We start from the raw sequence: 10832 nt of genomic DNA, 5'->3' as shown, positions 1-10832 counted from the left end.
CACGGTAAGGGTGACTCCGTACGTAACCGATACGTATTGTTGTACGTATCTTGCACTCCTAGACTTCTACGTGCAATGACAATTAACCCGTTGAATTGGAGGAAAAAATGGACGACTACAAAAATCGCTCGTACGGAGCGGTCGAGATTGGTATGAAGGGTAAGGTCGGGATCGTGGTGGTGGACTATCAACTGGCTTTTACCGAGTCGAAATACCCGCTTGGTGGCGCGCCACTCGTCATGCGCGGACTGGAAAATACGGCGCGTCTTCTGAAGGTGGCTCGCGCGCACGACGTGCCGATCGCGACATGTTTCACCGCTTACAAGACCGAGCGTGATATGCCGCACTGGAAAATCGCCGCTGTCCGCGATCAATTCAGGCTTGACCATCCGAGTTCCGAATTGGACCCGCGCATCTACGATAAGGAATACGACGTAGTGGTTTGCAAGTTCGGACCGTCGATTTTCTTCCAGACGCCGGTGGTGCCGTATTTCATCAGGGAAGGCGTTGAGACAGTCATCATCACGGGCTGCAACACGAGCGGATGTATTCGCGCATCCACGATCGACAGCTTCCAATGGGGCTTCCGCACCATCGTTCCGGAAGACTGTGTGGGCGATATCGAAGAGGGCCCGCACCGCGACAATCTGCGAGACGTCGGCCGACGATATGCGGACGTGTCGAGCGCCGACGAAGTGATTGCGTATATCAAACAGTCGACGAGATAACGCACGGCAAACAATGGCCGGTATCGGCTTGTGCAAGGACGGCACGCTTATCCGAGGCGTCCGTCCGTCAGCACACCGGACCGGCGAACTACTCGACTCAGCGCGTTCAACTCGACGGTCGCCTCCGCGGACCTGAAAGAACCCGTACGTCCCGCTCCGCCCCTTACCCGAATAGTGTCCAGCTCGGATAGTCGGCGCGCGCTCAATTTCCCATGGAGTTTCCCATGATTCACGCACGCACTCTCGACGGCACTCTCGTACCGGATGAAGTCGAGCACAGCATGAGAAGAATTGCCGTCGCGAGTGTCATTGGCACGACCGTCGAATGGTACGACCTGTTCGTCTTCGCGACTGCTTCGGCCCTCGTGTTCAACAAGGTGTTTTTCCCGGGTTTTGTGCCGTTGATCGGCACCTTGCTTGCGTTCGGCACGTTTGCCTCGGCGTATCTGGCGCGTATTGTCGGCGCGGCGCTGTTTGGCCATTTCGGCGACCGGTTGGGACGCAAGTCGATGCTGCTCGTGTCACTGGTGATCATGGGCATGGCCACGTTTTGCATCGGGATCCTGCCCTCCTACGCGTCGATCGGCATCTGGGCGCCGCTTCTGCTGCTCACGCTGCGCATCGTGCAAGGCCTCGCGCTCGGCGGCGAATGGGGCGGCGCAGTGTTGATGGCAGTCGAACATGCGCCCGCAAACAAGCGCGGGCTTTACGGTTCGTGGGTACAAATCGGCGTGCCGGCAGGTACGTTGATCGCCAACCTCGTGTTTCTGCTGAGCAGTTCACTGCTGCCCAACGCCGCGCTGCTTGAATGGGGATGGCGTCTGCCTTTTCTCGTCAGCGTATTGCTGGTCGCCGTCGGCCTTTACGTTCGCTTGAACACGTCGGAAACGCCGTCGTTTCGTAAGATCAGAGACACTGACGCCCAGCTCAAGGTGCCGTTGGCCGAGCTGCTGGGCAAACACTGGAAACAGGTGCTGCTGGGTGGCATCGCCACCATGTCGACCGGCACGTCGTTCAACCTGATCGTTGCGTTTGGACTGACCTATGGTACGCACACACTTGGCTTTTCACGCAATGCGATGCTATCCATTGCGCTCATCGCCTGTGCGCTTTGCATTGTGCTGTTGCCCGCGTTTGGACGGCTTTCCGATGTGATTGGGCGCAAGCCTGTGATCGTCGGTGGAATCGTCGCCGAGGCATTGCTCGCATTCCCGCTCTTCTGGCTGCTCGACACGCGCGAGTTTTCCTTCGCGTTGCTCGGATATCTGCTAATGATGACCGCTTTCGCGGCCAACTATGGGCCGATCGCCACGTTTCTCGCGGAACTGTTCGGCGCTCAGATCCGGTATTCCGGCCTGTCAGTGAGCTACATGCTGTCCGGACTGTTGGGCAGCGCCGCGACGCCGATCGTCACGACAGCACTGCTGTCGGCAACCGGGAAAGGCTCGTCGGTTGCCTGGTTCATGGTCGGGTCGGCGGTCATTTCGGCTGCCGCGCTGCTGCTGATTGCGGAAACGCGGAGAAGGGATGCACGTACGGCTACGTCGCTCAGCTTCTGATCCACGGCGCCGGCGCGTTTCTCACAGCCAGCGCGCCCTACATGCCCCAACGCAACGACGGCGTATGGACCGGGCTATCCCAATGGCGCGCCATTTCGTCGTCCAGCACACATAATGTGATCGACGCGCCCGCCATCTCCAGCGAAGTCGTCAGCGCACCCACGTGGGCCCGGCCGATCTTCAGGTCGCGTTGCTGGAGCCATGCGCGTGTCGAATTGAATAGCAGGTACAGTTCGCCAAGCGGTGTTCCACCCAGCCCGTTGACGAGTACCAGCAATTCAGCTCCGGCTTGGGGCTTGAGGTCATCGACGATCGCTTTGAGCAGCTCTCCCGCAATCGCATCGGCCCCCGCGAACCGCGCCCGGCGCCGGCCCGGCTCGCCATGAATGCCGACGCCGACTTCGATCTCGTCGTCGCCGATCTTGAACGTCAGGGTGCCGGCCGCCGGCACGGTGCAACTGGTGAAAGCGACGCCCATGGACGCCGTGCGCTTGTTGATCCGGTCGCCAAATGCCTTGCACTGTTCAAGGTCCGCGCCGCTTTCCGCCATACTGCCGACCAGCTTCTCCACTATCACCGCACCCGCGACCCCGCGCCGCCCGGTGGTATAACTGGAGTTCTCTACGGCCACATCGTCGTTGATCAGCACCATCGCGTTCGGAACCTCCGTCATCTCGGACGCCATTTCGAAATTCATCAGATCACCAGAATAATTTTTCACGATGAACAGTACGCCGGCCCCGGTATCGACGGCGGCGGCAGCAGCCATCATCTGGTCCGGTGTGGGTGACGTGAAGATCTGGCCCGGACAGGCGGCGTCGAGCATCCCGTAGCCGACAAAGCCTGAATGCAGTGGTTCATGTCCCGAGCCGCCTCCCGATATCAGGCCCACTTTGCCAGGCTTCAGTGTCTTGCGCCTCACGAACACAGGTTCGTTGTTGAGCACGACCAGGTCGCTATGCGCGGCGGCAAATCCCGCCAGGCTTTCGGCAAGGAAATCGTCCACGTGGTTGATGAATTTTTTCATGGTCTGGCCTCCATTCACGGTTAGTTTCGCGCGAGGTGCGCGCACACCGCCGCAATCATGATCTGACTGGAACGCGCGCCGGGATCGATATGACCACGCGAGCGTTCGCCCAGAAACGATGCGCGCCCTTTGGTCGCGAGCATGTCGCGGGTGGCAAGCATGTTCTCTTCAGCCACCCGTGGCAACGTATCGAGCACCGTCTGCCGCATAGTGGGCGCCCCGGTTGCGGCCAGTTCGCTAAAACGCGCGGCGACCGGAATCAGCACGTCCATCATCGTCTTACTGCCGACGCCCGTCTTGCCCCGCTGCCCGACCGCCTCGACGCCGGCCGAATAGATACGCGCAAAACCCGCAACGTCCAGGGGATTGTTCGCGGCGGCTTTAGACATCCCGCTCAGCAAGGAAAAGAACAGCGGCCCGGATGATCCGCCGACCGTCGACAGCACCTTGCTCGCCGCCCGTTCCAGCGCGACCCCGAAGGTTTCCGCTTCGATGTCCGCGCGCATTGCAAGCAATGCCTCCATGCCGCGCAGCAGGTTAAAGATGTGATCGCCATCGCCGATCTGCTGGTCGAGTAAGGCTATTTCGTCCGAGTGTTCTTTCAGCGCTGCGTATGCGGCGTCGATACACTCCATGACCGTTTTGCCGTTCATGTCGGGATCCTCCTGCCGTCTGCACGGAAATATAAGAGGCTGCGAGCGGGCAACGACACCCGCACCGACTGCCCGGGGCTGAAGTTGCGTTCGGCCATTGTGGTCGCCACTACCGAAGTTCCAGCGCGATCCAGAATCAGCAGATGACGCAACGGTGAGTATTCGAGCACCTTCAGGTCCAATGCGCCGCGTGCCTGATTTGTGCCGGGTGCATCACGTGCGTCGCCATCGTGCAGCACCACGTCTTCAGGACGAATCGCCACGGTCGCGGTGCCGGCCGGCACCGCTGCTGAATCGAACAGCGTGGGCGGCAGTAGATTGATCGGCGGCGAGCCGAGCCGTTGCGCCGCGCTCAATGAGGCCGGATTACCGTAGACGTCGCGCGGCGTGCCGAGTTGTACCAGTCGGCCGTGTTCAAGAATGCCGATGCGGTCGGCTAGCGTGGTGGCTTCCACCTGGTCATGCGTGACGTAGAGAATGGTCGCGCCAATCGTACGATGGAGCCGCTTCAGCTCGATGCGCAATTCCTCGCGCAGTTTTGCATCGAGCGATGACAGCGGTTCGTCCATCAGAAACACTTTCGGCTCGCGCACGAGCGCACGCCCGATCGCAACGCGCTGCATCTCGCCGCCCGACAAATGCGTCGCCATGTTGTCGAGCTTCGCTTCCATATGCAGCATCTTAGCAACCGCCTGCACGCGCGCGCGGACCTGTTCCTCGCTGCTGCGACGACGTGGCGAACGCAGTGGAAACGCCAGATTGCCGAATACGGTCAGATGCGGATACAACGAGTATTGCTGAAAGATAAACGCGACATCGCGATCGGATGGATGCACGCCGGTGGCGACCGCGCCGTCGATCAGCACGTCGCCGGTATCGGGACGTTCCAGTCCCGCGATCAGGCGCAGCGTTGTGGTTTTGCCCGCGCCGCTCGGTCCGAGCAGCACGACGAATTCGCCGTCTTTCACGTCGATCGACAGGTCATCCACCGCCACGATGTTGCCGAAGCGCTTCGATACATTGCGTAGCTGGATTTCAGCCATGACCCTCTCCGCTGACAGAAAGCGTGGCAGCAGCGCCTGGCAGCAGGCGCTCAGTAGCGGCGTCATACAGCAGCGTGCGTTCTTTCCGAAACGACAGACCGATGGTCGTGCCCGCGGCAACACCATCGTCTTTGCTTGCCCGCACACGCACGACGCCCAACGCAGTTTCAACCACCAATATCTGGTGCGAACCGAGATACTCGTCGGCGATCACCTGACCGCGCAGCGGACCGCGCTCGTCGATCATGATGTGCTCCGGTCTGATTCCCAGCAACACGCGCGCGGCCGCCGCATCGCAACGTGGTACGGAGACCGCTGCGCCATGCAGACTCACCTGCTCCTGGCCCGCGATAACCGCTCCGTCGACCGGCAAGAAATTCATGGGTGGACTCCCGATGAAGTTGCCGACGAACACAGTGGCGGGGAAATGATAGATCTCGTGAGGCGAGCCCGCCTGCAACACCTCACCCTGATTCATCACCACAATATCGTCCGCCATGGCCATCGCCTCACTCTGATCGTGTGTGACATACACCGTGGTGGCGGTGAGCGCGTTGTGCAGTTTGCGCAACTCCAGGCACATCAGTTCACGAAAGTCCGCGTCGAGCGTGCCGAGTGGTTCGTCCATCAGGAATGCTTTCGGTTGCCGCACGATCGCGCGGCCGAGCGCCACGCGTTGCCGGTCGCCACCGGACAGGCCGCCCGTCTTGCGATCGAGAATGCTCTCGATGCGCAGCATATGCGCCGCTGCATCGACGCGGGCGGCAATCTCGCTGCGCGACACGTGTTCGTTCTTTAGCGGAAACGCGATGTTGTTGCGCACTGTCATATGCGGATACAACGCGAACATCTGGAACACGAAGGCAATATCGCGTTGACGCGCGCGCAACGCAGTCACGTCCTCACCATCGATCAGGATCTGCCCGGAAGTCGGTAGCTCGAGACCCGCAATCATCCGCAGCGTCGTGGTTTTTCCGCAGCCTGATGGTCCGAGCAGCACGACAAAGCGTCCCGCGCCGATGATCAGACTGGTGTCGCGCACCGCGACAAAATCGTCGAAGCGCTTGTGGAGATGAGCGAGAACGATCGTGGACATGATTCAGTCAGGGAAATGGCTGGTAACGACGAACGCGAGCGCACCCACCAGGATGACCGGAAACGACCAGGTGAAAAGAGCCAACGAAAACGGTTGCACGAGCATTGCCATACCTAAGCCAATCAGTACTGTCGACGCACCCTCGCTGTACCTGCGACGTAACAGCCAACGATGCGGTGAAATGAATTCGCGTTTCATTTGCGCACGGCTCCGAAGGTGATGCCCCGCAACAGATGCTTGCGCAGCAGAACGGTGAAGAAGAGAATCGGCAGCACGAACAATGTGGTTGCAGCGGCAACAGCCGGCCAGTCCTGACCGCCTTCTCCGATAATGAATGGAATGAACGGCGGCATGGTCTGCGCATCGCCGCTTGTCAGCAGCGAAGCAAATGCGTATTCGTTCCATGCAAAGATCAGGCAGAAGATCGCCGTGGCGGCAATGCCCGTCATCGCTTGCGGTAGCACCACCTTCATGAAGGCCTGCAAACGTGTGTAGCCGTCCACCAGCGCGGCCTCCTCATACTCGCGCGGAATCTCATCCATGAAACCTTTGAGCAGCCATACCGCGAGCGAGACATTCACCGCCGTGTACAGCACAATCATGCCGACATAGCTGTCGCTCAAGCCCAGCGCGCGATACATCAGGTAGATCGGAATGGCGACTGCAATGGGCGGCATCATGCGTGTAGAGAGAATGAAGAACAGCAAATCGTCGGAAAGCGGCACCTTGAAGCGCGAAAACGCGTATGCCGCCAGCGTGCCGAGAAATACCGCAAGAAACGTCGAACCGAATCCAATCACAAGCGAATTCACGAAGCGCGGCAAAACCTTCGAAGGTCCGGCGATCACCATGTTGCGCTTGCGCACCTCACGCTCATACCATGTCTGCGCAGGCGGCAGGCTTGCAATGAACTCAGGCGTCTGCCGCGAGCGAATCGTGAACAAGTTCACATAGCCTTCCATGGAAGGCTGAAACAGCACGACGGGCGGATACGCTATCGCATCTTCCTGCGTCTTGAAGCTCGTCAGGAAAATCCAGACCATCGGCAACGAGGCAGCCAGCGCGTACGTGATAACAACCGCCGCCGCGAAGCGCTTGGCTCGCGGCGATGACGCCACCACGGAATGTTGTGTCGTAGTCGGTCTCATCGCTGTTTGATCCGGTTAAGTGCCTTCACGTAGATATTCGCCGCACCGAATACCGTCACGAACAGGATGATTGCGAGCGCCGACGAATAACCTGTCTGCCACTTTTCGAACGCGGCACGCTTGAGCGTGATCGATACCGTTTCAGTCACCGAACCTGGACCGCCGGATGTCAGCAGGTTCACCATATCGAACATCTTGAAGTTTTCAATGCCGCGAAACAGCACCGCCAGCATCAGGAACGGCATGGTCATGGGCAACGTGATCGACCAGAACTGTCGCCACGGCGTTGCGCGATCCACTTCCGCTGCTTCGTAGATATAGTCGGGAATTGAGCGCAGGCCCGCCAGGCAGATGAGCATGACGTAAGGTGTCCACATCCACGTATCGACCATCACAATGGTCCACGGTGCGAGCGATACGTCACCGATCATCTGGAACGATCCCGGCGCGATGCCGGTGAAGAAGCTGACGATATCGTTGAAAAGCCCTGTCTGCGGTTGCAGCAGGAACGTCCAGAAGTTGCCCACAACTGCGGGCGATAGCATCATCGGCAGCAGGATTAGCGTGGTCCAGAAGCTATGTCCGCGGAACTGCCGGTTGATCAGCAGGGCAAGACCGAAACCCAGCAATACCTCCAGCCCGACCGACCAGAACACGAAACGCGCGGTCACCTGCATCGCGTACCAGATATCTTCGTCGTTCAGGATGTCGATGTAATTTCCGATACCGACAAAACGCGCCGGTACGCTCGGCATGTTCGACTTGAAGTTGGTGAACGACAGTCGAAGCGCCCAGAGCAAAGGGAAGATATTGATCGCAAGCAGCAGCAGAACGGTCGGAAGAATGAAGATCCACGCGATCGCCCGATCCGACAGCCCGCTCAGCCGTTTCGAAATGCGCATTGGCGCACCCGCTTCGAGACGCGTGGAAGAAAAAGGCTTGTCTGCGAACATGCCTGACTCCTTTAAGCGGACCGGAGACAGGCTGCTCAGCCCTGACCGGTCCAGTCAAGTCCAGCTAAACGCTATTACTTTCCCTCTTCCTTAAAGACCTTGTTCCAGTCTTTCACCAGCAGATCCAACGCCTCTTTAGCTGTGCCCTTGTCGGCCACGACGTAGTCGTGCACGCGTTTTTGCATGTCGAGCAACAGTTCGGCATAAGCGGGCTCCGCCCAGAAGTCTTTGACGATCGCCATTGATTTCAGGAACGCGGGTGCGAACGGCGCGCTCTTCGGAAAGTCCGGCGCATCGACCACTGATTTAGCCGCCGAATAGCCGCCGAGTTGCCACCATTTCTTCTGTACGTCCGGTTGCGCAAACCACTTGATGTATTCGAGCGCGTCTTCCTTATGGTCCGAGTACGAGACGACTGAGATGCCCTGCCCGCCCAGTTGCGTGTATTGCTTCACCTCACGTGGATTCACGAAGAAGCCGATCTTGTCGCCGCCGACGTTCGGGTCTTTGTAAAGCCCTGGAAAGAATGCGAACCAGTTCATCTGCATCGCCACCTGGCCCGATTTGAACGCGTCGAGTCCTTCCTGCATGTAGGCGTTGGTCATGCCCGGAGCCGTGCAACACTTATAGAGCGCCTTGTAGTATTCGAGCCCTTTCACCGCGCCCGGCGAGTTCACGAAACCGTCGAGGTGATAGGGCTTCTTCGGATCCTGATACTCAAAGCCGAAGTTGTACAAGGCGTTGGTCACGCCCATCGTGATCCCCTCGGATCCACGCTCGGTGAAGATATACACGCCGTAGACCGTCTTGCCGTCGATCTTGCGCCCCTGAAAGAACTCCGCGGTCTGCTTGAGTTCATCAAGCGTCGTGGGCGGCGCGAGTTCACGGTTGTATTTCTGCTTGAATTCCGCGCGCAGCTCCGGGCGCGCGAACCAGTCTTTACGGTAGGTCCATCCGACCGCGTCAGCCATCGCAGGCAAGGCCCAGTAGTTCGGCGTATTCTTTGGCCACTCGGAATATCCCACCACCGTGGCCGGCACGAAGTCGTCCATCGAAATCTTGTTCTTGGTGAAGAAGTCGTTGAGCTTCACGTAATGCCCATTGACCGCCGCGCCGCCAATCCACTGACTGTCCCCAATGATCAGATCGCACAGCTTGCCGTGCGAATTGAGTTCATTGATGAAGCGGTCGGCATAGCTGGTCCACGGCACGAACTCGAACTTCATCTTGATGCCGGTCTTGGCCGTGAAATCTTTCGACAGTTCGACCAGTGCATTGGCGGGATCCCAGGCCGCCCAGCAGAGTGTCAATTGCTTGCCCTGTGCGTGCGCGCCCGTTGCAATGCCGAGCCCCAGCGATATGAGGGTTGCCGCCACTACCCTCGCTGACGTTAGACGTAACATGTCTCTTCTCCTTGTCTTTCTCGGGTCTCCAACCTGATGACATTCAGCGCCCATGCGCCGGGCGCCGTATTTCGGCTCTGGCGGATCAGAAGTCGGTCCGCGTGTCGCGAGCGTCAGGCATGCGCATTCTCACGAAGATAAATCCGGGTTTCCGGCGTGGGGATGGCAAGCACTCCCCGAACGTCGTTTAGAAAGTTAATGGCGGCGAGCCCCGCCCAATGAACGATGCCGCGGACGTCCTGATCCAGGATCACGTCGATCGCGCGTTCGGATAGTTGAGTGCGAGTTTCCGCGGTGCATTCGTGGCCGATCAGGACCAGGCGGGCCTTGTCGCCGGACTCCTGCAATGCCGCTGCGATGCCGGAGATGCCGCCGCCGGTCACGTAGACGCCGACGAGATCAGCATGGCGCGCGCGCAAACCCTGCACGGCAAGACCGGCACCGTCGTCGTCTTCCGCGAAATCCGGCTCGGCAACCCAGCGCAGGTTGCGGAAATCCTCTTCCAGCACCTGCGAGAATCCGGTGCGCCGCTCCACCTGATCATGCAGGCGGGACGATCCCGACAGCACGGCGACCGTGCCGAGCCGCGTGCCCAGAAAGCGGCCCATCAGCAGTCCTGCGGTGCGACCGGCAATCCGGTTGTCGACACCGACATACGCGGCGCGGCGGCTTGCAGGTAAATCGGAGAACACCGTGACGACCGGCACGTCGGCCTCGCTCATCTCTTCGATGAAACGCTCCACCCACGGATAGTCGAGCGGTGCGAGAACCAGTGCGTCGTAGTCGACCACCTGGGCGGCGAATGCGGCGGTGTCGCGCTGGGTGGAGAAGTCACAGCGATAGAACGAAGGGGTGATTCGGTGTTCGCGAAAGAAACTGGCGGACAGCGCAATGTTGCGTTCGACGTGATCCAGAAAGCGCGAGTTGACTTGTGGCAGTGCGAACGCAACGCGGAATGAACCGACTTTTGCTGGACGGCCGCGGCTTGCCCGCTCGTCGCGTAGATTGGCGAGCGCCAGATGGACACGCTCGGCGGTTTCCGGTCGCACGGCATGATCGTCGCGTAAGACGCGATCGACCGTGGCGACGCTTACGCCGGCACGACGCGCAATCATCGTACGAGTAGCCGGCATGGGTCTCCTCCGGTGCCGAGCGTAGAACGGTTTTGTTTACCGAAGGTAGTTTTTCCTCGAAAAAATGCAAGCTTTTTCTCCAGGAAAAA

11 protein-coding genes are annotated in these 10832 nt (G+C 59.5%); 2 read left to right on the top strand and 9 right to left on the bottom strand.

Features of this window, described 5'->3' with window-relative positions; genetic code table 11:
• Positions 1-107 precede the first annotated feature (107 nt).
• Together P0D70_RS35380 and P0D70_RS35375 are read left to right on the top strand one after the other, a co-directional pair.
• Complete coding sequence (locus P0D70_RS35380) at positions 108-728, top strand: isochorismatase family protein (protein WP_091805904.1); 621 nt, start codon at positions 108-110, stop codon at positions 726-728.
• A gap of 224 nt (positions 729-952) precedes the next feature.
• The gene (locus tag P0D70_RS35375) at positions 953-2287 is read left to right on the top strand and encodes an MFS transporter (protein ID WP_408187932.1); all 1335 of its coding nucleotides are present in this window, start codon (positions 953-955) and stop codon (positions 2285-2287) included.
• A gap of 37 nt (positions 2288-2324) precedes the next feature.
• On the opposite strand, the gene dhaK is transcribed toward P0D70_RS35375, so the two are convergent.
• The 9 genes from dhaK to P0D70_RS35330 form a co-directional block, all read right to left on the bottom strand.
• The gene (gene dhaK, locus P0D70_RS35370; protein WP_408187931.1) at positions 2325-3314 is read right to left on the bottom strand and encodes a dihydroxyacetone kinase subunit DhaK; all 990 of its coding nucleotides are present in this window, start codon (positions 3312-3314) and stop codon (positions 2325-2327) included.
• Positions 3315-3334: 20 nt separating this feature from the next.
• Positions 3335-3967 carry a dihydroxyacetone kinase subunit DhaL gene (gene dhaL, locus P0D70_RS35365; protein WP_408187930.1) on the bottom strand — a complete coding sequence of 211 codons (633 nt, stop codon included), beginning with the start codon at positions 3965-3967 and terminating at the stop codon, positions 3335-3337.
• Positions 3964-5010: an ABC transporter ATP-binding protein gene (locus tag P0D70_RS35360; RefSeq protein WP_408187929.1), complete on the bottom strand. Its 1047-nt coding sequence runs from the start codon at positions 5008-5010 to the stop codon at positions 3964-3966. Before P0D70_RS35360 ends, dhaL begins: the two co-directional genes overlap by 4 nt.
• Positions 5003-6106: an ABC transporter ATP-binding protein gene (locus P0D70_RS35355; RefSeq protein ID WP_408187928.1), complete on the bottom strand. Its 1104-nt coding sequence runs from the start codon at positions 6104-6106 to the stop codon at positions 5003-5005. Before P0D70_RS35355 ends, P0D70_RS35360 begins: the two co-directional genes overlap by 8 nt.
• A gap of 3 nt (positions 6107-6109) precedes the next feature.
• Entirely contained in the window at positions 6110-6304 is a 195-nt protein-coding gene (locus tag P0D70_RS35350; RefSeq protein WP_408187927.1) for a hypothetical protein, read from the bottom strand.
• Positions 6301-7254, bottom strand: a complete 954-nt coding sequence (locus P0D70_RS35345; RefSeq protein ID WP_408187926.1) for a carbohydrate ABC transporter permease — start codon at positions 7252-7254, stop codon at positions 6301-6303. Before P0D70_RS35345 ends, P0D70_RS35350 begins: the two co-directional genes overlap by 4 nt.
• On the bottom strand, positions 7251-8207 hold the full coding sequence (locus P0D70_RS35340) for a carbohydrate ABC transporter permease (RefSeq protein WP_091805880.1): 957 nt from the start codon (positions 8205-8207) through the stop codon (positions 7251-7253). Before P0D70_RS35340 ends, P0D70_RS35345 begins: the two co-directional genes overlap by 4 nt.
• A 74-nt stretch (positions 8208-8281) precedes the next feature.
• Positions 8282-9610: an ABC transporter substrate-binding protein gene (locus tag P0D70_RS35335; RefSeq protein ID WP_091805878.1), complete on the bottom strand. Its 1329-nt coding sequence runs from the start codon at positions 9608-9610 to the stop codon at positions 8282-8284.
• 113 nt (positions 9611-9723) lie between these two features.
• On the bottom strand, positions 9724-10743 hold the full coding sequence (locus tag P0D70_RS35330) for a LacI family DNA-binding transcriptional regulator (protein ID WP_408187924.1): 1020 nt from the start codon (positions 10741-10743) through the stop codon (positions 9724-9726).
• Positions 10744-10832 lie beyond the last annotated feature (89 nt).

The sequence above is a fragment of the Paraburkholderia sp. RL17-381-BIF-C genome, from assembly GCF_046026435.1.
Lineage (GTDB): Bacteria > Pseudomonadota > Gammaproteobacteria > Burkholderiales > Burkholderiaceae > Paraburkholderia.
This window is presented reverse-complemented; position numbering and strand designations above follow the sequence as displayed.